Annotated in this window: 29 protein-coding genes; 28 read left to right on the top strand and 1 reads right to left on the bottom strand. The window is 63.5% G+C overall.

What is annotated here, in order from left to right; all coding sequences use genetic code 11:
- Positions 1–108: 108 nt before the first annotated feature.
- On the top strand, positions 109–2,166 hold the full coding sequence (locus tag HZB49_RS03020) for an FAD-dependent oxidoreductase (protein ID WP_291608999.1): 2,058 nt from the start codon (positions 109–111) through the stop codon (positions 2,164–2,166).
- Between the two features lie 127 nt (positions 2,167–2,293).
- Complete coding sequence (locus tag HZB49_RS03015; RefSeq protein WP_291608998.1) at positions 2,294–4,291, top strand: ABC transporter ATP-binding protein; 1,998 nt, start codon at positions 2,294–2,296, stop codon at positions 4,289–4,291.
- Positions 4,292–4,297: 6 nt separating this feature from the next.
- On the opposite strand, the gene HZB49_RS03010 is transcribed toward HZB49_RS03015, so the two are convergent.
- Positions 4,298–5,497, bottom strand: coding sequence for an NAD(P)/FAD-dependent oxidoreductase (locus HZB49_RS03010; protein ID WP_291608997.1), 1,200 nt, complete (start codon positions 5,495–5,497; stop codon positions 4,298–4,300).
- Positions 5,498–5,646: 149 nt separating this feature from the next.
- On the opposite strand from HZB49_RS03010, the gene HZB49_RS03005 reads away from it, so the two are divergent.
- From HZB49_RS03005 to rplO, 26 genes are all read left to right on the top strand, one after another.
- A complete protein-coding gene (locus tag HZB49_RS03005; RefSeq protein WP_291608996.1) occupies positions 5,647–6,768 on the top strand; it encodes a GNAT family N-acetyltransferase in 1,122 nt (373 codons plus the stop codon).
- A 620-nt stretch (positions 6,769–7,388) separates the two neighbouring features.
- The gene (gene rpsL, locus HZB49_RS03000) at positions 7,389–7,760 is read left to right on the top strand and encodes a 30S ribosomal protein S12 (protein ID WP_006611834.1); all 372 of its coding nucleotides are present in this window, start codon (positions 7,389–7,391) and stop codon (positions 7,758–7,760) included.
- Between the two features lie 15 nt (positions 7,761–7,775).
- On the top strand, positions 7,776–8,246 hold the full coding sequence (rpsG, locus tag HZB49_RS02995; protein WP_291608995.1) for a 30S ribosomal protein S7: 471 nt from the start codon (positions 7,776–7,778) through the stop codon (positions 8,244–8,246).
- Positions 8,247–8,276: 30 nt separating this feature from the next.
- Positions 8,277–10,349 carry an elongation factor G gene (gene fusA, locus HZB49_RS02990; RefSeq protein WP_291608994.1) on the top strand — a complete coding sequence of 691 codons (2,073 nt, stop codon included), beginning with the start codon at positions 8,277–8,279 and terminating at the stop codon, positions 10,347–10,349.
- A gap of 39 nt (positions 10,350–10,388) precedes the next feature.
- A complete protein-coding gene (gene tuf / locus HZB49_RS02985) occupies positions 10,389–11,579 on the top strand; it encodes an elongation factor Tu (protein WP_291608993.1) in 1,191 nt (396 codons plus the stop codon).
- A gap of 85 nt (positions 11,580–11,664) precedes the next feature.
- Positions 11,665–11,973 carry a 30S ribosomal protein S10 gene (gene rpsJ / locus HZB49_RS02980; RefSeq protein WP_002712302.1) on the top strand — a complete coding sequence of 103 codons (309 nt, stop codon included), beginning with the start codon at positions 11,665–11,667 and terminating at the stop codon, positions 11,971–11,973.
- Positions 11,974–12,026: 53 nt separating this feature from the next.
- Positions 12,027–12,743, top strand: a complete 717-nt coding sequence (gene rplC, locus HZB49_RS02975) for a 50S ribosomal protein L3 (RefSeq protein ID WP_291608992.1) — start codon at positions 12,027–12,029, stop codon at positions 12,741–12,743.
- 1 nt (position 12,744) lies between these two features.
- A complete protein-coding gene (gene rplD / locus HZB49_RS02970; RefSeq protein WP_291608991.1) occupies positions 12,745–13,365 on the top strand; it encodes a 50S ribosomal protein L4 in 621 nt (206 codons plus the stop codon).
- Positions 13,362–13,661: a 50S ribosomal protein L23 gene (locus tag HZB49_RS02965; protein WP_291608990.1), complete on the top strand. Its 300-nt coding sequence runs from the start codon at positions 13,362–13,364 to the stop codon at positions 13,659–13,661. Before rplD ends, HZB49_RS02965 begins: the two co-directional genes overlap by 4 nt.
- A gap of 12 nt (positions 13,662–13,673) precedes the next feature.
- Positions 13,674–14,507: a 50S ribosomal protein L2 gene (rplB, locus tag HZB49_RS02960; RefSeq protein ID WP_291608989.1), complete on the top strand. Its 834-nt coding sequence runs from the start codon at positions 13,674–13,676 to the stop codon at positions 14,505–14,507.
- A gap of 12 nt (positions 14,508–14,519) precedes the next feature.
- Positions 14,520–14,798: a 30S ribosomal protein S19 gene (gene rpsS / locus HZB49_RS02955; RefSeq protein ID WP_108518089.1), complete on the top strand. Its 279-nt coding sequence runs from the start codon at positions 14,520–14,522 to the stop codon at positions 14,796–14,798.
- A 10-nt stretch (positions 14,799–14,808) separates the two neighbouring features.
- Positions 14,809–15,195: a 50S ribosomal protein L22 gene (gene rplV / locus HZB49_RS02950; RefSeq protein ID WP_291608988.1), complete on the top strand. Its 387-nt coding sequence runs from the start codon at positions 14,809–14,811 to the stop codon at positions 15,193–15,195.
- Positions 15,196–15,211: 16 nt separating this feature from the next.
- Entirely contained in the window at positions 15,212–15,913 is a 702-nt protein-coding gene (gene rpsC / locus HZB49_RS02945) for a 30S ribosomal protein S3 (RefSeq protein ID WP_291608987.1), read from the top strand.
- 30 nt (positions 15,914–15,943) lie between these two features.
- Complete coding sequence (gene rplP, locus HZB49_RS02940; RefSeq protein WP_291608986.1) at positions 15,944–16,357, top strand: 50S ribosomal protein L16; 414 nt, start codon at positions 15,944–15,946, stop codon at positions 16,355–16,357.
- Between the two features lie 5 nt (positions 16,358–16,362).
- Positions 16,363–16,569, top strand: coding sequence for a 50S ribosomal protein L29 (rpmC, locus tag HZB49_RS02935; protein ID WP_291608985.1), 207 nt, complete (start codon positions 16,363–16,365; stop codon positions 16,567–16,569).
- Positions 16,570–16,578: 9 nt separating this feature from the next.
- Positions 16,579–16,827, top strand: coding sequence for a 30S ribosomal protein S17 (gene rpsQ / locus HZB49_RS02930; RefSeq protein ID WP_291608983.1), 249 nt, complete (start codon positions 16,579–16,581; stop codon positions 16,825–16,827).
- An 83-nt stretch (positions 16,828–16,910) separates the two neighbouring features.
- The gene (gene rplN / locus HZB49_RS02925) at positions 16,911–17,279 is read left to right on the top strand and encodes a 50S ribosomal protein L14 (RefSeq protein ID WP_011441195.1); all 369 of its coding nucleotides are present in this window, start codon (positions 16,911–16,913) and stop codon (positions 17,277–17,279) included.
- Entirely contained in the window at positions 17,279–17,593 is a 315-nt protein-coding gene (rplX, locus tag HZB49_RS02920) for a 50S ribosomal protein L24 (protein ID WP_291608982.1), read from the top strand. The genes rplN and rplX overlap by 1 nt, the downstream gene beginning before the upstream one ends.
- On the top strand, positions 17,586–18,143 hold the full coding sequence (gene rplE, locus HZB49_RS02915; RefSeq protein WP_291608981.1) for a 50S ribosomal protein L5: 558 nt from the start codon (positions 17,586–17,588) through the stop codon (positions 18,141–18,143). The genes rplX and rplE overlap by 8 nt, the downstream gene beginning before the upstream one ends.
- Positions 18,144–18,187: 44 nt before the next feature.
- Positions 18,188–18,493: a 30S ribosomal protein S14 gene (gene rpsN / locus HZB49_RS02910; protein WP_291608980.1), complete on the top strand. Its 306-nt coding sequence runs from the start codon at positions 18,188–18,190 to the stop codon at positions 18,491–18,493.
- Between the two features lie 12 nt (positions 18,494–18,505).
- The gene (rpsH, locus tag HZB49_RS02905) at positions 18,506–18,904 is read left to right on the top strand and encodes a 30S ribosomal protein S8 (protein ID WP_291608979.1); all 399 of its coding nucleotides are present in this window, start codon (positions 18,506–18,508) and stop codon (positions 18,902–18,904) included.
- 14 nt (positions 18,905–18,918) lie between these two features.
- Positions 18,919–19,452, top strand: coding sequence for a 50S ribosomal protein L6 (gene rplF, locus HZB49_RS02900; protein WP_291608978.1), 534 nt, complete (start codon positions 18,919–18,921; stop codon positions 19,450–19,452).
- Between the two features lie 11 nt (positions 19,453–19,463).
- Complete coding sequence (gene rplR / locus HZB49_RS02895) at positions 19,464–19,826, top strand: 50S ribosomal protein L18 (RefSeq protein ID WP_291608977.1); 363 nt, start codon at positions 19,464–19,466, stop codon at positions 19,824–19,826.
- Positions 19,827–19,882: 56 nt separating this feature from the next.
- Positions 19,883–20,458, top strand: a complete 576-nt coding sequence (rpsE, locus tag HZB49_RS02890) for a 30S ribosomal protein S5 (protein ID WP_291608975.1) — start codon at positions 19,883–19,885, stop codon at positions 20,456–20,458.
- Positions 20,459–20,479: 21 nt separating this feature from the next.
- A complete protein-coding gene (rpmD, locus tag HZB49_RS02885) occupies positions 20,480–20,674 on the top strand; it encodes a 50S ribosomal protein L30 (protein WP_291608974.1) in 195 nt (64 codons plus the stop codon).
- Between the two features lie 75 nt (positions 20,675–20,749).
- Positions 20,750–21,235, top strand: coding sequence for a 50S ribosomal protein L15 (gene rplO / locus HZB49_RS02880; protein WP_291608973.1), 486 nt, complete (start codon positions 20,750–20,752; stop codon positions 21,233–21,235).
- The last annotated feature ends 144 nt before the right edge of the window (positions 21,236–21,379 follow it).

Genomic DNA, 21,379 nt, shown 5'->3' with positions numbered 1-21,379 from the left:
GGAACCCGCTTTGTTCATCTTTCCTTCAGGGTGAAAAGCGCCTTTTCTAGTTTGGACTTGGACCGCGCGCTTTCCGGGCAGGGGGCGGCGGAAGCGGCGGAACGGAACATGTTGGACCTCGCAATTGTCGGCGGCGGCCCGGGCGGGCTGATGAGCGCCTGGTATCTGAAGAAGAAGCTCGGCGATCAGTGCCGGGTCACCATCTATGAGGCATCCGACCGCCTCGGCGGCAAGATCGTCACCCGCAAGTTCGATACCGCGAACGCGATGTACGAGGCCGGTGTAGCCGAAATCTACGACTACTCGATGACCGGCCCCGATCCGCTGCGCGAGCTGATCCAGCATTTCGGGCTGCAGACTATTCCGATGGACGCCGAGCAGGTGCAGCTCGACGGCGTCCTGCTCAACGACGTGCCGGGCATGCGCCGCAAGTACGGCGAGAAGACCGCGGCTGCGATCGAGGCGTTCCGCAAGCGCTGCGCCGGCCTGATGAGCCCGCTGCAATATTACGAAGGCGTCGGCGCCCAGGACAACGAGCATCCCTGGGCCTGGAAGAACTGCGAGCAACTGCTCGACGAGGAAATCGACGATCCCACGGCAAAGCGCTTCTTCAAGGTGATGGCGCGTTCCGACATCGCGACGGAATCGCACAACACCAACGGGCTCAATGCGCTGAAGAACTTCGTGATGGATATCGACGGCTATATCGGCCTGTACTCCATCCAGAACGGCAACGAGCAGCTGATCGAGTGCCTGCGTTCGGAAGTGAACGCCGACATCCAGCTCAACCACCGTGTGCTCAAGGTCGGCAAGACAGCGGCCGGCCGCTACCGCCTCAACATGATGAACGGCAAGGGGCCGGAGACGCGCGACTTCGACCTCGTGCTGATGTGCCTGCCGCACTCCTGGCTCTCCACCATGAACTGGGAAGGCGAACGGCTGCGCGCCTCGATGGTCAAGCACGTCGCCTATTTCGACCGTCCCGCGCATTATCTGCGCGTCTCCATCCTGTTCGACGAACCGTTCTGGGGCGAGAAGATCCCGGGTTCCTGGTTCATGTCGGAGGCATTCGGAGGCTGCTGCGTCTACAACGAAGGCTCGCGCCACGACGTCGGCAGGCACGGCGTGCTGAACTGGCTGATCGCGGGTTCCGATGCGCTGGCGTTTGCCAACCTGACCGACGAGGAACTGATCGACGCCGCGCTGAAATCGCTGCCGGCCTCGCTCGGCAATGCGCGCGACCATTTCCTCGAAGGCAAGATCCATCGCTGGCTGTCGTCGGTCAACGCGCTGCCCGGAGGCCTGCCGGTTCGCGACGTCCTGACCAATCACCGGCCGGAGCCGAAGGAGCATCCGGGTATCGTCGTGGTCGGCGACTATCTGTTCGACTCCACGCTCAACGGCCTGCTCGATTCCTCGGACGCTGCGACCGACCTCATTCTCACCGAGATGATGCGGCTGCGCCGCGCGCGCGCGCAGACCGAGAAGCCATTCTCCGACAGGATCGATCGCGACTACTTCGAGAACTATCGCGGCGTCGGCCCCTACAACGAGGTCTGGAACCGGTTCACCGATCCCGATTACCTGACGCAGCTGATCCGGATCGTCTGGGGCAGGGCGAAGGGCTACAAGCTGCTGGTCGCCGGCTCCGCCAGCGGCGAACTGGTCGGCGCGCTGCGCGGGCGCGGCATCGATGCCTGGGGCGTTGAGAACAACCGCGCCATCCACGCCCGGACGCCGAAGGCGCTGAAGAAGTACAACAAGCTCGGATCGATCACCGACCTGCCGTTCAAGAAAGGCAGCTTCGATTTCGTGTTCGAGACCAGCCTGTGTCACGTTTCCGACAAGCAGGTGGCGCGTGCCGTGCGCGAGCTCAACCGCGTGGTCAAGGCCGGTGTCGTGTTCGGCTCGGTGACCTCGGACATGGCGCCGGCGATCATCGACCGCTACGACCTGCTGCGCGGTGTGAAGAAGCTCGGCACCTGGTGGGAGTGGTCGGAATTGTTCTTCGGCAACGGCTTCGACCTGTCGATGCACCGTCGCGACACCATGGACGAGGTGTGGACCGCGACCCTGGCCGCCAACAAGGGCCCGGGGCACTGGTATGCCGACGCCGACAGCCTTCGCTACTCATTCTTCGACAAGATCGAAGACGAGGACGAATAGTCGCGTTTACGTGCTGTTCCATTTGCTTTGCCGAATGCCCCCTGATCGCCTAGGATTGGGACGGTAGCGATTTGCCGCTATCGCCTCGCGTTGCGGTCATGCCGGCCGTGCGACATCGGTTGGTTTTATGGCGCCCAGACCTCCTTCACCGGACGACCCGACACACGCCCAGACGGACGAGTCCGAGCTGAAGAAGCTCGCGGCCGATCCGGATGCGCCGCCGCCTTCCACCGACGAGGCGGAGAAGGAAGAGGACGACGAAATCGAGCTCGACGACGACGAGGAGGACGAGGATCTCGTCGTCTTTACCGCCCGCGAGGCTGCCGGCGCGTTTGCCACCATCTATGGTTTTGTCCGGCCCTATTTCGGCAACTACAAGAAGCTGATCGCCTTCGTCAGCTTCGGCGTCATCGTCGAGACGCTGTTCAACGTCATCATGCCGCTCAGCCTGAAGTTCCTGATCGACGATGCGCTCGGCGAGGAGGATTTCCAGGCCCTTTACAAGATTCTCGGCGTGCTGGCGGTGGCCGGCATCGTGACCTCGATGGTTGCGGTCTGGTACGAGCGCCACGATGCGCGGCTGGCGGCGGGACTGATCGCCGACGTGCGCACGCGCATCTTCGAGCACGTGCAGAACCTGCCCTCATCATACTTCGCCAAGACCAAGCGCGGCGAGATCCTGTCGCGCTTCTCGATCGACCTCACGGCCTTCGAGAGCTCGATCAAGAGCTTTGCCAACAGCGCGGCGCTCCCGTTCCTCGAGCTGATAGCCGGCATAATCCTGATGGTGTTCCTGAACTGGCAGCTCGCCGCGGTGGCGCTCCTGGTGTTCCCGATCACGCTGATCGGGCCGCGCATCCTCACGCCCAAGGCGGTGCAGGCCAACTACGAGCAGAAGCTGAACGAAGCCGCGCTGCTCGGCATGGTGCAGGAGAATGTCGCTGCCCAAGCGGTGGTGAAGGCGTTCAGCCTGCAGCGCCGCGCCTTCGGCTGGTTCACGTTCCGCAACCAGGATGTGCGCATCAAGACGGCCTCCGCCGTGTTCCTTTCCACCATGGTGGAGCGCACCGTCACCATCTCCGTGCTGCTGCTGCACCTCGTGGTGCTCGCCATCGGCGCCTATCTCGCCACCACGGGCCAGATCACCATCGGCACCTTCGTCACCTTCGAGAGCGCGTTCTGGGAGGTGTCCTACAACATCGCCCATCTCATGCACTTCATCCCGGTGTCGATCCAGTCGGCGGCCGCCGTGCGCCACATCCAGGAACTGCTGGACGAGCCGACCCGCGGCTCCGACCGGCCCGGCGCGCCGGACCTGCCGCGCGTCGAGAACGACATCACGTTCGACCGCGTCACCTTCCAGTATGAAGGCGCGCAGACGCCGGTGCTCGACAACCTCACGCTCAAGCTCAATGTCGGCAAGAGGATCGCGATCGTCGGCCCCTCGGGTTCCGGCAAGAGCACGCTGCTCAACCTGATCCTGCGCCTTTACACGCCCGACGATGGCAAGGTCACCATCGACGGCGTCGACATCCGCCGCGTCACGCTGGAATCGCTGCGCAGCCGCATGGCGGTGGTGTTCCAGGAGAACATGCTGTTCAACATGTCGATCCGGGAAAACATCCGTCTCGGCAAGGAGGGCGCGACCGACGAGGAGGTCGAAGAGGCCGCGAAGAAGGCGGAGATCCACAGCTTCATCATGAGCCTTCCGGATGGCTACAACACCCAGGTCGGCGAACGCGGCGACACGCTGTCGGGCGGCCAGCGCCAGCGCATGGCGATCGCGCGCGCGATCATCCGCAATCCCTCGATCCTGCTGCTGGATGAAGCGACCTCGGCACTCGACCAGACCACGGAAGCCGCGATCAACCGCACGCTGCTGAAGGTCGCCGAAAATCGCACCATGATCTGGTCGACCCACCGCCTGACCTCGGTGGTCGAGATGGACGAGATCATCGTGATCTCGGGCGGCCGCGCCATCGAGCGCGGCTCGCATGCGGAATTGCTGGCGAAGGGCGGCGTCTACCGCAAGCTCTGGGACGACCAGAGCCACGGCTCCCATCACGCCGGTCAGGCCGATGACGACAATGAAGACGACGACGAGGATGACGACGACGAGGAGTGATCGCGCTCAGGCGATCCGGCCCTGCTTGGGATAACCGGAGGCCCGGGGGGCGACCCCGTCCGCGGAAAGGCGCTTCCGGATCGCACCGGTAACGCCCCCCGAAAGCCGAACTGCAAACCGCGCCCATCTCTGCGCTCGCCACGCCAGGCCGCTGTCGGTCGAGAGCGAGCGCAAGTGAAAGGCCTTCGCCAGGCACTCCGCTTCGCACGCCACCTTCTGGGGATCGCCGTAGAACATGGCAATCTTGTCGCTGCCCATGCCCTCGCTGGCCAGCCAGCGCGGGATGTGCGTATTGCACAACAGCTCGACGTCGTTGAACACCTTGGTGGTGCCGGTGCCTGCGGCGGGACACGAGGTCGAGAAGGCGTCGCCCGCCAGCACAACGCCCGGCTGCAGGTAATTGTCGTTGACGCAGAGATCGGCCGGCCGGACCTTGACCGGGCCGCTCACCCTGAATTCGCCAAGCAAGCGCTCCAGGCGGGGCATGACTTCGCACATCTTCCGTTCGGGCGACTTGCGGAAGGCCGTCAGCCAGGGATCGTCGATGTCGCGGTACACCATCAGGTTGGCGCGCATTGCGTTTCCGATCGGGAAGATGGAAAGATAGGCCATGCGGGAACTGGTGCGCCCCGGCCAGTAGGTCAGCGCGGGGAAATCGAAGGCGGGGCGCCCGGCCGGCTCGACGTCGAACCCGAAGGTGACGGAATGGCAGGGGCTGATGACCCTCCGCCTGATGCCGAGCAAATGGCGCAGGCCGAGGTTCAAGCCATTTGCCAGGATGACCAGGCGTGCCGAGATTTCCTCGTCGTTGGACAGCACGAGCTTCTGACGTTCCGCGTTGTTGGAAACAGCGACGACCTTGGCATGGATCGTCGCGACGTCGCACGGGATCTGCGCGCGCATGGTGTTGACCAGCGTGTCGTACATGATGCCGTGCTGGTCGCTCGGCTTCTTTGTGACCAAGTATCCGAAACGGGCTTCCCAGACTTCGCCGTCGAGAGTCGTTGCGCGCAAGGTCGCGTCCGCCAGACCCGTCCTGCGCAACAAAGTGAGCTGGTTGCCGCCGAGCTTCTCGCACCTCAGTTCCGGCGGATAGGTCACGTGGGGATCGATCAGGACCGCCGGGATGCCGGCGCGGCCCAGCATCGCCGCAGCCGTTGAGCCGGCGAGGCCGCCGCCGACGATCGCAACATCCGTATAGCGCATGGCTTACCGGTCCCTTTGGCCCCATCCTTGCGCCCGGAAACGCAAAGAAAGCCTGAAGGCGATTGCGCAAAGCCCGGCGGCCCGGACTTAACCGAAAAACAATGGCGGGCGGCCAAGATCGCCGCGGGGCGCGCCGCATTTGAGCTGGAATGATTACGGTAACGATTGATTCACCAAAGCCTGACCTCGGCCCGGATTGGGACGATCTGGTCGCGCGCGCCTCGCCGAACGTCTTCATGAATCCGGCGGCGCTGATGGCGGCTGTCGCGACTGGGTTTGCCGCCATACGCGTGCTCATGGCCTGGGAGGAAGATGCAGCCGGGCGAAAGCTGGTGGGGCTTTGGGCGCTGCGCTTGCGCAAGTTCGCGCCGCTGTGGCCTGTCGTCCTCGACGCCTTGCCCTTCAATTACGCCTTTGTGTCGAGCCCGGTGGTCGACCCCGACTATGCGGAGGCCGTGATCGCGGCGTTCTTCTCGGCGATCGAGAAGAGCACGTTGCCCAAGGTGTTGAATCTTCCTGCGCTGGATGCAGAAGGTCCCGTGTTCGCCGCCATGTTGATGTCGCTTGCCAAGCGCGGCACCGTACCCCTTGTTCTGTCGAAGCTCTCGCGGCCTTACGTCACCCGAGAGGCCGGCGTGAAGCGGTCCGGTTCGACCCGCAAGAAGCTGCGGCAGGACTGGAACAGGCTTTCCGCGCTCGGCGCGGTCGAGATCGTCAACGACAGGACGCCGGCCGGCGTGCAGCAGGCGTTCGAATCGTTCCTCGCGCTCGAGAAGGCGTCATGGAAGGGCGAGCAGGGCACGGCGTTGCTTTCGCAGGAGGCGGATGCTGCCTTCGTGCGGCGACTGATCCGGGATCTCGCAGCCAGGGGCGACGCCTCCGTGGCGCAACTGCGCGTCAACGGAGAGGTGGCAGCCGCCCAGGTGCTGATGTATTGCGGCGATACGGCCTACACCTGGAAAACGGCCTTTGACGCGGCTCATGCCAGGTACTCGCCCGGGGCGCTGCTGGTCGACAAGATCACCGAAGAATTGCTGGCAAGCGCGGACATCAGGGCCATCAATTCCTGCGCGGCCGAATCGAGCTTCATGGGCCAGCTGTGGGAAGGGCGCCGGGCGATGGCGGATATGCTCGTCGACATCGGGCCCGGAAAATCCCTCGGCTACCGAATCGAAGCCCTACGGCTGACCGGCTATCAGCGCCTGCGCGATTTGAGGGACCGGCTCCGCAAGGGCCCGGCCGCTCCAGCCAAGCCGAAAAAGGCTGCTTGATAGTATTATAATACCCCTTTTGTTCTGCCGGCCGGCCTTGTCGACCGCTCGATGGTGGGGCGGGGAAAGATGATGCTCGCGAAGGCGCTTCCGGCTTGCCTTTTGTTGCCGCGACATGCCTTGCAGCGAACCCCTCGCGACCCCAGATTTTGCAAGCGCCAGAAGCCTTTCCAAGCCTCTGTTTCGCCTTGACTTGACTATGTGGGGCTTATACAAGGCGCCCACTTCACGACAGGCGGTGAGCAACGCCAAGCGTCGGAACGGAACACCCCGAACGGTTTTTTTGGCCGGGACGGGCACCAACCTCGACGAATGCCGCTCAAACGCTGTCGATCATAGCTAGGCAATGCCAGTGCGATTTTTGTTCTCTTGAGCAAGTGCTCTTGAGATCGATTTCGGATGCATGACCTCGGTGCCGGACCGGAAAGCGAACGCTTCGAGGTCTTGATCCGCGGTCCTCTGTGGCGTCGAAGCGCTTTCCACTCAGGGAATGAGTGGTTGGCGTGTTTTCGTTTTGCGTGAACGTTTTCACGCGAGGCGGCCGGACAGGGCGGCTAGTCCCGAACAAGAATTTGCGCTGCCGGTCATCGGTTGCGCGTGAATAAGAGGGTGAAGGCTACATGCCGACGATCAACCAGCTGATCGCAAATCCGCGCGAAGTGCAGAAGTCGCGCAAGAAGGTGCCGGCGCTGCAGCAGTCGCCGCAGAAGCGCGGCGTTTGCACGCGCGTCTACACCACGACCCCGAAGAAGCCGAACTCGGCGCTTCGCAAGGTCGCCAAGGTGCGCCTGACCAACGGCTTCGAGGTGATCGGCTACATCCCGGGCGAGGGCCATAACCTTCAGGAGCACTCGGTGGTGATGATCCGCGGCGGCCGCGTCAAGGATTTGCCCGGCGTGCGCTACCACATCCTCCGCGGCGTGCTGGATACCCAGGGCGTCAAGAACCGTAAGCAGCGCCGTTCGAAGTACGGCGCCAAGCGTCCGAAATAATCGGGAAGAGATCAGATGTCGCGTCGCCATTCTGCCGAAAAGCGTGAAGTGCTTCCGGACCCCAAGTTCGGGAACATCATCATTACGAAGTTCATGAACTCGGTGATGTACGCCGGAAAGAAGTCGGTTGCCGAAAGCATCGTCTACGGCGCGCTCGGCATGATCGAGACCAAGACCAAGCAGAATCCGCTCGGCGTGTTCGAGCAGGCGCTCGAGAACGTGATGCCGACCATCGAGGTCCGCTCCCGTCGCGTCGGCGGCGCCACCTACCAGGTGCCGGTGGAAGTCCGTTCGGTGCGCCGTCAGGCGCTCGGCATCCGCTGGCTGATCGCTGCAGCGCGCGAGCGCAACGAAAAGACGATGACGGAGCGGCTCTCGGCCGAGCTGCTCGACGCGTCGAATAACCGGGGGAACGCGGTCAAGAAGCGCGAAGACGTGCACCGGATGGCGGAAGCCAACCGTGCCTTCTCGCACTATCGCTGGTAACGGCGAAAATCGGAATCAAGGGAACAGACCATGCCCCGCCAACATGCCATCGAGGACTACCGTAATTTCGGTATCATGGCGCATATCGACGCCGGCAAGACCACGACCACCGAGCGCATCCTCTATTACACCGGCAAGAGCCACAAGATCGGCGAAGTGCACGAAGGTGCCGCGACGATGGACTGGATGGAGCAGGAGCAGGAGCGTGGCATCACGATCACCTCGGCTGCCACCACCGCGTTCTGGAACGGCAAGCGTCTGAACATCATCGACACGCCCGGCCACGTCGACTTCACCATCGAGGTCGAGCGTTCGCTGCGCGTGCTCGACGGCGCCGTGTGCGTGCTCGACAGTAACCAGGGCGTCGAGCCGCAGACCGAGACCGTCTGGCGCCAGGGCGACAAGTACAAGGTTCCGCGCATCGTCTTCGCCAACAAGATGGACAAGACCGGCGCCGACTTCTTCAAGTGCCTCGCCGACATCGTCGACCGCCTCGGCGCCAAGCCGATCGCGATCCAGCTGCCGATTGGCGCGGAGAACAACTTCAAGGGTCTCGTCGACCTCGTGAAGATGAAGGGCATCATCTGGAACGACGAATCGCTCGGCGCGAAGTTCGACTATGTCGACATCCCGGCCGACCTCGTCGACCAGGCCAAGGAATACCGCGAGAAGATGGTGGAAGCCGCCGTCGAGCTCGATGACGATGCCTTGACCGCTTTCCTCGACGGCAAGGAGCCCGATGAAGCGACGCTGAAGCGGCTGATCCGCAAGGCGGTGCTGACCGGCGCGTTCTTCCCTGTGCTGTGTGGCTCGGCGTTCAAGAACAAGGGCGTGCAGCCGCTGCTCGACGCGGTGGTGGATTATCTGCCGTCGCCGGTCGACGTGCCAGCCATCAAGGGCGTCGACGAGGACGGCAACGAGCTCGTCCGCCTTCCGAACGACAAGGAGCCTCTGGCGCTGCTGGCGTTCAAGATCATGGACGATCCGTTCGTCGGCACCATCACGTTCTGCCGCATTTATTCCGGCACGCTGGTGTCGGGCACCGGCGTCGTCAATTCGACGCGTGACCGCAAGGAACGCATCGGCCGCATGCTGCTGATGCATGCCAACAACCGCGAAGACATCAAGGAGGCCTATGCCGGCGACATCGTCGCGCTGGCGGGCCTCAAGGAAGCGCGCACCGGCGACACGCTGTGCGATGCGAACAAGCCCGTGGTTCTCGAAAAGATGGAATTCCCGGAGCCGGTGATCGAGATCGCGATCGAGCCGAAGACCAAAGCCGACCAGGAAAAGCTCGGCATTGCGCTCGCCAAGCTCGCCGCCGAGGATCCGTCCTTCCGCGTCTCGACAGACCAGGAGTCCGGCCAGACCATTCTCAAGGGCATGGGCGAACTGCATCTCGACATCAAGGTCGACATCCTCAAGCGTACCTACAAGGTAGAGGCCAACATCGGTGCGCCGCAGGTGGCGTTCCGTGAGCGCGTCACCAAGAAGGTCGAGCAAAGCTACACCCACAAGAAGCAGACCGGCGGTACCGGCCAGTTCGCGGCCGTCACCCTGATCGTCGAGCCGAACGAGCCCGGCAAGGGCTACGAATTCGAGTCGAAGATCGTCGGCGGCGCGGTGCCGAAGGAATACATCCCCGGCGTCGAAAAGGGCATCGAGAGCGTGCTGACATCTGGCGTGGTCGCCGGCTTCCCGATCGTGGACGTCAAGGTCCAGCTGATCGACGGCAAATACCACGACGTCGACTCCTCGGCGCTGGCGTTCGAAATCGCCACGCGCGCCTGCTTCCGCGAAGCGCTGCAGAAGGGCAAGTCGGTCCTGCTCGAGCCGATCATGAAGGTCGAGGTCGTGACCCCGGAAGACTACACCGGCTCGGTCATCGGCGACCTCAACTCGCGGCGCGGCCAGATCCAGGGCCAGGACATGCGCGGCAACGCCAACGTCATCAACGCGATGGTGCCGCTCATGAACATGTTCGGCTACGTCAATAACCTGCGCTCGATGAGCCAGGGACGCGCCACCTTCACGATGCAGTTCGACCACTACGCCGAAGCTCCCGCCAACGTGTCGGCGGAAGTCCAGAAGAAATTTGCTTGATTATCGTTGATGCCAGTCAACGATTGAACGGAGAGTCAAATGGCCAAAGCAAAGTTTGAACGTAATAAACCCCACTGCAACATCGGCACCATCGGTCACGTCGACCATGGCAAGACGTCGCTGACGGCGGCGATCACCAAGATCCTGGCCGAAACGGGCGGTGCAACGTTCACGGCATACGACCAGATCGACAAGGCGCCGGAAGAGAAGGCGCGCGGCATCACGATTTCGACCGCACACGTCGAGTACGAGACCAAGAACCGCCACTACGCCCACGTCGACTGCCCCGGCCACGCCGACTATGTGAAGAACATGATCACCGGCGCCGCCCAGATGGACGGTGCGATCCTGGTCGTGTCGGCTGCCGACGGCCCGATGCCGCAGACCCGCGAGCACATCCTGCTCGCCCGCCAGGTCGGCGTGCCGGCGCTGGTCGTGTTCCTCAACAAGTGCGACATGGTGGACGATCCGGAACTGCTCGAGCTCGTCGAGCTCGAGGTCCGCGAACTCCTCTCCAAGTACGAATTCCCGGGCGACAAGATCCCGATCATCAAGGGCTCGGCGCTCGCCGCCCTCGAAGATTCGGACAAGAAGCTCGGCCATGACGCCATCCTCGAGCTGATGAAGAATGTCGACGAGTACATTCCGCAGCCCGAGCGTCCGATCGATCAGCCCTTCCTGATGCCGGTCGAAGACGTGTTCTCGATCTCCGGCCGCGGTACCGTCGTGACCGGTCGTGTCGAGCGCGGCATCGTCAAGGTCGGCGAGGAAATCGAGATCGTCGGCCTGCGTCCGACCCAGAAGACCGTCGTCACCGGCGTCGAAATGTTCCGCAAGCTGCTCGATCAGGGCCAGGCCGGCGACAACATCGGTGCGCTGCTCCGCGGCACCAAGCGCGAGGAAGTCGAGCGCGGCCAGGTGCTGTGCAAGCCCGGTTCGGTCAAGCCGCACACCAAGTTCAAGGCCGAGGCCTACATCCTCACCAAGGAAGAGGGCGGCCGCCACACCCCGTTCTTCACCAACTACCGTCCGCAGTTCTACTTCCGCACCACCGACGTGACCGGTGTCGTGCACCTGCCGGAAGGCACCGAGATGGTGATGCCGGGCGACAACATCGCCATGGAAGTGCACCTGATCGTGCCGATCGCGATGGAAGAGAAGCTGCGCTTCGCGATCCGCGAAGGCGGCCGCACGGTCGGCGCCGGCGTCGTCGCCTCGATCATCGAGTAAGAAGCGAATAGGGAATGGCGAGTAGCGAGTGGATCATCCATTCGCTATTCGCTACTCGCCACTCACTAAAGAAAGACAAACGGCAATGAACGGCCAAAACATTCGCATCCGGCTCAAGGCGTTCGACCATCGAATCCTCGATACGTCGACCCGCGAGATCGTGAACACGGCGAAACGTACCGGTGCCCAGGTGCGCGGACCCATTCCGCTGCCGACCCGCATCGAGAAGTTCACCGTCAACCGTTCGCCGCACGTTGACAAGAAGAGCCGCGAGCAATTCGAGATGCGCACCCACAAGCGCCTCCTCGACATTGTCGACCCGACCCCGCAGACCGTCGATGCCCTGATGAAGCTCGACTTGGCCGCCGGTGTCGACGTCGAGATCAAGCTCTAAGTTTTTGGATCAAGTTCGCAGGTAGCGGACAGTAAGGAACAGGAAGCACGACGATGCGCTCCGGAGTGATCGCACAGAAGGTCGGGATGACGCGGGTCTTTACGGAGACCGGCGAGCACATCCCTGTGACCGTGCTGAAGCTGGGTAACTGCCAGGTGCTGGGCCACCGCACGACCGAGAAAAACGGTTACGTTGCGCTGCAGCTCGGCTCCGGCTCCCGCAAGACCGTCTACATGCCGAAGGCCGAGCGCGGCCAGTTTGCCGCGTCCAAGGTCGAGCCGAAGCGCAAGCTCGCGGAATTCCGCGTTTCGCAGGATGCTCTGATCCCGGTCGGCGCCGAGATCCAGGCCGATCACTTCGTGCCCGGTCAGTTCGTCGACGTCACCGGCACCTCGGTCGGCAAGGGTTTTGCCGGCGGCATGAAGCGCTGGAATTTCGGCGGCCTGCGCGCCACCCACGGCGTGTCGGTCTCGCATCGCTCGATCGGTTCGACCGGCGGCCGTCAGGACCCCGGCAAGACCTTCAAGAACAAGAAGATGCCCGGCCACATGGGCGTCGACCGCATCACCACGCTGAACCTGCGCGTGGTCTCGACCGACGTCGAGCGCGGCCTGATCCTCGTCGAAGGCGCCGTTCCCGGCTCCAAGGGCGGCTGGATCCGTGTCCGCGACGCCGTCAAGAAGCCGCTGCCGAAGGAAGCGCCGAAGCCCGGCAAGTTCAAGGTCGCGGGCGAGGCTGCGGAAGCGCCGGCCGAGAAGGAGGGCGCGTGAGATGGAACTGAAAGTCACAACCCTTGAAGGCAAGGACGCCGGCTCCGTCCAGCTGTCCGACGCCATCTTCGGCCTCGAGCCGCGCGCCGACATCATCGCGCGCTGCGTGCAGTGGCAGCTCAACAAGCGCCAGGCCGGCACGCACAAGACGCAAGGCCGCGCCGACGTCTGGCGCACCGGCAAGAAGATGTACAAGCAGAAGGGCACCGGCGGCGCCCGTCACGGCTCGGCCCGCGTGCCGCAGTTCCGCGGCGGCGGCCGTGCGTTCGGTCCCGTCGTGCGTTCGCACGCCACTGATCTTCCCAAGAAGGTCCGCGCGCTCGCGCTCAAGCATGCGCTGTCGGCGAAAGCCAAGGACGGCGGGCTGGTGGTGATCGACAGCGCGCAGCTCAAGGAAGCCAAGACCAAGGCTCTGGTCGGCAGCTTCTCGGGCCTCGGGCTCACCAACGCGCTGATCATCGACGGCGCCGAGCTCAATGCCGGCTTTGCGAGCGCCGCGCGCAACATTCCTAACATCGACGTGCTGCCGATCCAGGGCATCAACGTCTACGACATTCTCCGCCGTCAGAAGCTCGTGCTGACCAAGGCGGCGGTCGATGCGCTGGAGGCGCGCTTCAAATGAAGACCATCGATCCGCGCCATTACGACGTCATCGTGGCTCCGATTGTGACCGAAAAGGCGACGCTCGCCTCCGAGCACAACAAGGTCATGTTCAAGGTTGCGGCCAAGGCGACGAAGCCGCAGATCAAGGAAGCCGTCGAGAAGCTGTTCGACGTCAAGGTCAAGAGCGTGAACACGCTGGTCCGCAAGGGCAAGACCAAGATGTTCCGCGGCAATTTCGGTTCGCAGTCGGACGTGAAGCGGGCGATCGTGACCCTCGAAGAGGGCCACCGTATCGACGTCACCACCGGTCTATAGGGCGTAACGTCAATGGCACTGAAAAAATTCAACCCCACGACGCCGGGCCAGCGCCAGCTGGTGATGGTCGATCGTTCGGCGCTCTACAAGGGCAAGCCCGTCAAGGCGCTGACCGAGGGCAAGCAGTCGACCGGCGGCCGCAACAATAACGGGCGCATCACCGTGCGTTTCCGCGGCGGCGGCCACAAGAAGGCCTACCGCATGGTCGACTTCAAGCGCGACAAGGTCGACGTCGCCGCTGTCGTCGAGCGCCTGGAGTATGATCCGAACCGCACCGCGTTCATCGCGCTGGTGAAGTATGCCGACGGCGAGCAGGCCTACATTCTGGCGCCGCAGCGCCTGGCCGTGGGCGACACCGTGATCGCCGGCAGCCATGTCGACGTGAAGCCGGGCAACGTCATGCCGCTCGGCAACATGCCGGTCGGCACCATCGTGCACAACATCGAGCTCAAGATCGGCAAGGGCGGCCAGCTGGCGCGCTCCGCCGGCACCTACGCCCAGCTCGTCGGCCGCGACCAGGACTACGTCATCGTCCGCCTGAACTCGGGTGAGCAGCGCCTCGTGCACGGCCGTTGCCGCGGCACCATCGGCGCGGTGTCGAACCCCGACCACATGAACATCTCGATCGGCAAGGCCGGCCGCACCCGCTGGCTGGGCTGGCGCCCGCATAACCGCGGCGTCGTCATGAACCCGATCGACCATCCGCACGGCGGCGGCGAAGGCCGCACCTCGGGCGGCCGCCACCCGGTCACCCCGTGGGGCAAGCCGACCAAGGGCAAGAAGACCCGGTCCAACAAGTCGACCGACAAATTCATTCTCCTAAGCCGCCACAAGCGGAAGAAGTAAGGAACACCGGACATGGTTCGTTCAGTCTGGAAAGGCCCGTTCGTCGAAGCTTCGCTGCTGAAGAAGGCAGATGCGGCGCGCGCGTCCGGCCGTCACGACGTGATCAAGATCTGGAGCCGCCGCTCGACCATCCTGCCGCAGTTCGTGGGCCTGGTGTTCGGCGTCTACAACGGCCAGAAGCACGTGCCGGTGTCGATCAACGAGGAAATGGTTGGTCACAAGTTCGGCGAGTTCTCGCCGACCCGCACCTTCCACGGCCATTCGGGCGACAAGAAAGCCAAGAAGGCTTGAGGATTAGACGATGAGCAAACCAAAGCGCGAACGGAGCCTCGCCGATAACGAGGCCAAGGCAGTCGCCAGGATGCTGCGGGTTTCTCCGCAGAAGCTCAATCTTGTCGCGCAGCTGATTCGCGGCCGCAAGGCTGCGGCCGCGCTTGCCGACCTGCAGTTCTCGCGCAAGCGGATCGCGGTCGACGTCAAGAAGTGCCTGGAGTCGGCGATCGCCAACGCCGAGAACAACCATGACCTCGATGTCGACGATCTCGTCGTTGCCGAGGCCCATGTCGGCAACGGCATCGTGATGAAGCGTTTCGCCCCGCGCGGCCGTGGCCGTTCGGGTCGTGTCTACAAACCGTTCTCGCACCTGACCATCGTGGTTCGTCAGGTCGAGGCCGAGGCTGGCGCTTAAGGCGCAGGAGAAAACGATGGGTCAAAAGATCAATCCGATCGGGCTGCGTCTCGGCATCAACCGGACCTGGGATTCCCGCTGGTTTGCCGGCAAGAACGAGTACGGCAAGCTGCTGCACGAAGACGTCAAGATCCGCGAGATCCTGCACAAGGAGCTCAAGCAGGCGGCCGTCGCCCGCATCGTGATCGAGCGTCCGCACAAGAAGTGCCGCGTCACCATCCACTCGGCACGTCCGGGCGTGGTGATCGGCAAGAAGGGCGCCGACATCGACAAGTTGCGCAAGAAGGTCGCCGAGATCACCGATTCCGACGTCGTCATCAACATCGTCGAAATCCGCAAGCCCGAGCTCGACGCCACCCTGGTCGCCGAATCGATCGCGCAGCAACTCGAGCGCCGCGTCGCGTTCCGCCGCGCCATGAAACGCGCCGTGCAGTCGGCGATGCGCCTCGGCGCCGAGGGCATCCGCATCAACTGCTCGGGCCGCCTCGGCGGCGCCGAAATCGCCCGCATGGAGTGGTACCGCGAGGGCCGCGTGCCGCTGCACACGCTGCGCGCCGACGTCGACTACGGAGTTGCCACCGCGTTCACCACCTTCGGCACCTGCGGCGTCAAGGTCTGGATCTTCAAGGGCGAGATCCTCGAGCACGATCCGATGGCCCAGGACAAGAAGATGGCCGAGGGCGAGGGCAGTTCGCGTCCGCGTCGCGACGCTGCCTGAACCGAACAGAGAGTTTGAGGGCGTAAAGCCATGATGCAACCAAAGAAAACGAAGTTCCGGAAGGCGCATAAGGGCCGTATCCACGGCACCGCGACTTCGGGCGCAACGTTGTCGTTCGGCCAGTACGGCCTGAAGGCGATGGAGCCCGATCGCGTCACCGCGCGGCAGATCGAGGCCGCCCGCCGTGCGCTGACCCGCCACATGAAGCGCGCCGGCCGCGTCTGGATCCGCGTATTCCCCGACGTTCCCGTGTCGAAGAAGCCCGCCGAAGTCCGCATGGGCTCCGGCAAGGGCACGCCGGAATTCTGGGTGGCGCGGATCAAGCCCGGCCGCGTGATGTTCGAGATCGATGGCGTCACCGTGCAGATCGCCAAGGAAGCGCTTGCGCTGGCCGCCGCCAAGCTGCCGATCAAGACGCGCTTCGTCGCGCGCATCGCGGAGTAACCGACATGGCCGAGATGAAAGTCGAAGACATTCGCGCGATGACCGACGATCAGAGGGAGGACGCCGTCCTCAATCTGAAGAAGGAGCGCTTCAACCTGCGTTTCCAGCGTGCCACCGGGCAGCTGGAGAACACGTCGCGGCTGCGCGAAGCCCGCCGCGACATCGCCCGTATCAAGACCATCGCTGCCCAGCAGCGCGCGAAGAAGAAGTAAGAGGCCGATATGCCGAAACGTACGCTTCAAGGCGTGGTCGTCAGCGACAAGCAAGCCAAGACGGTGGTGGTGCGCGTCGATCGCCGCTTCACCCATCCGATCTACAAGAAGACGATCCGCCGCTCCAAGAACTACCACGCGCACGACGAGAACAACCAGTTCAAGCCGGGCGACACGGTGTGGATCGAGGAGAGCAAGCCGATCTCGAAGTTGAAGCGCTGGACCGTGGTCCGGGGCGAACACAGGAAAACGGCCTGACGATAGGCCTGGCCGCGAGGCCGGACTTTCAGTCAGGGAAATTTTGGGCGCAATAGAGCGCAGAAAGAGGACGAGGTGCATCAATGATTCAGATGCAGACCAACCTCGACGTGGCCGATAATTCAGGCGCACGCCGTGTCATGTGCATCAAGGTGCTTGGAGGCTCCAAGCGCCGCTATGCCACGGTGGGCGACGTTATCGTTGTGTCGATCAAGGAAGCCATTCCGCGCGGCAAGGTGAAGAAGGGCGACGTGATGAAGGCCGTGGTGGTGCGTGTCCGCAAGGATATCCGCCGTCCCGACGGTTCGGTCATCCGCTTCGACCGCAACGCCGCCGTGCTGATCAACAACCAGTCGGAGCCGGTCGGCACCCGTATCTTCGGGCCCGTGCCGCGCGAGCTTCGCGCCAAGAACCACATGAAGATCATTTCGCTCGCGCCGGAGGTGCTGTGATGGCTGCCAAGATCCGCAAGGGCGACAAGGTGATCGTGCTGAACGGCCGCGACAAGGGCCGGACCGGCGAGGTGTTCGAGGTGCGCCCCGACGAGAACATGGCGCTGGTGCGCGGCGTCAACATGGTGAAGCGCCACCAGAAGCAGACCCAGAACCAGGAAGGCGGCATCATCTCCAAGGAAGCGCCGATCCATTTGTCCAATATCGCCTATCTCGGCAAGGACGGGAAACCGACCCGGGTGGGTTTCAAGATTCATGCTGATGGCAAGAAGGTTCGCGTTGCCAAGAGCACGGGAGCAGAGATCGATGGCTGAGACCGCTTACGTACCGCGCCTTCGCACGGAATATGACAAGAGCATCCGCGCCAAGCTGACCGAGAAGTTCGGCTATGCCAACGTCATGCAGGTGCCGCGGCTGGACAAGGTCGTGCTCAACATGGGCGTCGGCGATTCCGTCAACGACCGCAAGAAGGCCGAAACCGCCGCTGCCGAGCTGTCGCAGATCGCCGGCCAGAAGGCGATCGTGACCTATTCGCGCATCGCCATTGCGACCTTCAAGCTGCGCGAGAACCAGCCGATCGGCTGCAAGGTCACGCTGCGCAAGGCCAGGATGTACGAGTTCGTCGACCGCCTCGTCACCGTTGCGCTGCCCCGCGTCCGCGACTTCCGCGGCCTCAACCCGAAGAGCTTCGACGGCCGCGGCAACTACTCGCTCGGCATCAAGGAGCACATCATTTTCCCCGAGATCGACTTCGACAAGGTCTCGGAAGCCCGCGGCATGGACATCACCGTCTGCACCACGGCCAAGACCGACGACGAGGCGCGAGCCTTGCTGACCCTTTTGAATTTCCCGTTCCGGCAGTGAGCGGCCGACCAAGCCTCTCAAACGCGGATACCCAGGAGCCCTAGATGGCAAAGAAGAGTTCGATCGAGAAGAACAACCGGCGCAAGCGCATGACGAAGAACGCCGCGCCGGCGCGCGCCAAGCTGAAGGCGATCATCGCCGACAAGAAGCGGCCGATGGAAGAGCGGTTCGCCGCCACGCTGAAGCTCGCCCAGATGCCGCGCAATTCGTCCGCGACCCGCATCCGCAACCGCTGCGAGATGAGCGGCCGTCCGCGCTCGACCTATCGCAAGAACAAGCTCAGCCGCATCGCGCTGCGTGAACTCGGCTCCAAGGGCCTGGTTCCGGGCCTGGTGAAGTCGAGCTGGTAAGGAGGATCGGACATGTCGACGCACGATCCTATCAGCGATCTGATCACCCGCATCCGCAACGCGCAGATGCGTTCCAAGTCCAAGGTCTCGAGCCCGGGCTCGCGCATGCGCGCCAACGTGCTCGAGGTGCTGAAGTCGGAAGGCTACATCCGCGGCTATGCCAGCGTGGAGCATCCGTCCGGCCGCAGCGAGCTCGAGATCGAGCTGAAATATTTCGACGGCGAGCCGGTCATCCGCGAGATCGAGCGGGTGTCCAAGCCGGGCCGCCGCGTTTACGCCTCGGTGAAGAACCTGCCGCGCGTGAACAACGGTCTCGGCATTTCGGTGTTGTCGACGCCGAAGGGAATCATGGCCGACCACGACGCGCGCGACGCGAATGTGGGCGGCGAAGTTCTCTTCACGGTGTTCTGAGAAGGGATTGAGCAATGTCACGTGTTGGCAAACGGCCTGTGACTGTCCCGTCCGGTGTGACGGCGACGGTCGAAGGGCAGACGGTGAAGATGAAGGGGCCCAAGGGCACGCTTTCCTTCGTCGCGCATGACGATGTCGAGGTGAAGTTCGAGAACGGCCAGGTCAAGGTCGCTCCGCGCGCCGAGACCAACCGTGCACGGGCGATGTACGGCACCGCGCGCGCCCAGGTCGCGAACCTCGTCGAGGGCGTCACCAAGGGTTTCGAGAAGAAGCTGGAGATCACCGGCGTCGGCTATCGCGCCGCGATGCAGGGCAAGAACCTGCAACTCGCGCTCGGCTACAGCCACGACGTGGTCTATGCGATCCCGGAAGGCATCACGGTTACCGTGCCGAAGCCGACCGAGATCACGATCACCGGCAGCGACTCGCAGCGTGTCGGCCAGGTCGCCGCGGAAATCCGCGCCTACCGTCCGCCGGAGCCCTACAAGGGCAAGGGCGTGAAGTACGCCGGGGAATTCATCTTCCGCAAGGAAGGCAAGAAGAAGTAACGGAGCCGGTCATGTCGCAATTGAAAGTTACGAATGCCCGGCGCAAGCAGCGCGTGCGCATCTCGCTGCGCCGCTCGGCCAACGGCCGTCCGCGCCTGTCCGTGTTCCGCTCGTCGAAGCACATCTACGCCCAGGTCATCGACGACCTGAAGGGCGAGACGGTGGCTTCCGCCTCGTCGCTGGAGAAGTCTCTGCGGGACGGCGGCAAGACCGGCGCCAACATCGACGCGGCCAAGGCGGTCGGCAAGCTGCTTGCCGAACGCGCCGTGCAGAAGGGTGTCAAGGAAGTCGTGTTCGACCGCGGTAGCTATCTCTACCACGGGCGCGTCAAGGCGCTTGCGGACGCTGCGCGCGAGAGCGGGCTCAGCTTCTAAGGTTTGGATATTTACGAGGACAGGGGCGCTTGGCCCTCTAGAGATTGGAAAACACCATGGCAGGTGAACGCGAACGCGGCGGACGCGAACGGAGCAGGGAGCGCGAGGAGCGCGACAGCGAGTTCGTCGACAAGCTCGTCCACATCAATCGCGTGGCGAAGGTCGTCAAGGGCGGCAAGCGCTTCGGCTTTGCGGCGCTGGTCGTGATCGGCGACCAGAAGGGCCGGGTCGGTTTCGGTCACGGCAAGGCGCGCGAAGTGCCCGAAGCGATCCGCAAGGCGACCGAATCGGCCAAGCGCAATTTGACGCGCGTGGCTCTTCGCGAGGGCCGCACGCTGCACCACGACATCTTCGGCCGTCACGGCGCCGGCCGCGTCTACCTGCGTGCGGCTCCGGCCGGTACCGGCATCATCGCCGGCGGCCCGATGCGCGCGGTGTTCGAGACGCTCGGCATCCAGGACGTGGTTGCCAAGTCGATCGGCTCGTCGAACCCCTACAACATGGTTCGCGCCACCTTCAACGCGCTGAAGCACCAGGATTCGCCGCGCTCGGTCGCAGCGCGCCGCAACATCAAGGTTTCCACCCTGCAGTCGCGCCGCGTCGGCGGTGACGCCGAAGCAGCGGCGGACTAATCGGCTGATCGGAGTTAAGTCATGGCCAAGGCCGCAAAGACGATCAAGATCGAGCAGACCGGCAGCGCAATCCGCCGCCATCACTCGCAGCGCTCGACCCTGATCGGCCTCAAGCTCAACAAGATCGGCCGCACTGCCGAACTGCCGGACACCCCGGAAGTTCGCGGCATGATCGCCAAGGTTCAACATATCGTCCGCGTCGTCGGCGATAAGTAATTAGACAGGAGCTGATCCCGAAAAACGGGGACCGGTTTTCGGTCAAGATCAGCTTCAGGAACAAGGAAGCGAACGATGAAGCTCAGCGATATCGCCGACAACGCCGGCTCGCGCAAGAAGCGCATGCGCGTCGGCCGCGGCATCGGTTCCGGCAAGGGCAAGACCTCGGGCCGTGGCGGCAAGGGCCAGACCGCGCGTTCGGGCGTCCGCATCAAGGGCTTTGAAGGCGGCCAGATGCCGCTGCATCGCCGGCTGCCCAAGCGCGGCTTCAACAACATTTTCCGCGTCGAGTTCGCCGAGATCAATCTCGACCGGATTCAGCAGGCGGTCGATTCCAAGCTGATCGACGTCAAGGAAACCGTCAACGCGGAATCGCTGGTCAAGTCGGGCGTCGTTCGCCGCGCCAAGGGCGGCATCCGGTTGCTCGGCCGCGGCGAGCTCAAGGCCAAGCTGAATATCGAGGTGCACGGCGCCTCCAAGTCCGCCATCGCGGCGGTCGAGAAGGCCGGCGGTTCGGTGAAGATCCTGGCGCCGGCCAAGGAAGAAGGCGAAGCGGCGTAACATCTGCGTCATTGCCCGCACCCTGCGGGCAATTTGCTTTCCGGAACAATGGACTTATCGAAGCCGGATACCAGATAATGTCCGGCGGCTGCTGAGGGTCCGGAATCCGGAACAGCGGCAGCAGGGGGCGCGCGGGAGAAAGCT

The organism is Bradyrhizobium sp., assembly GCF_016219575.1.
Lineage (GTDB): Bacteria > Pseudomonadota > Alphaproteobacteria > Rhizobiales > Xanthobacteraceae > Bradyrhizobium.
This window is presented reverse-complemented; position numbering and strand designations above follow the sequence as displayed.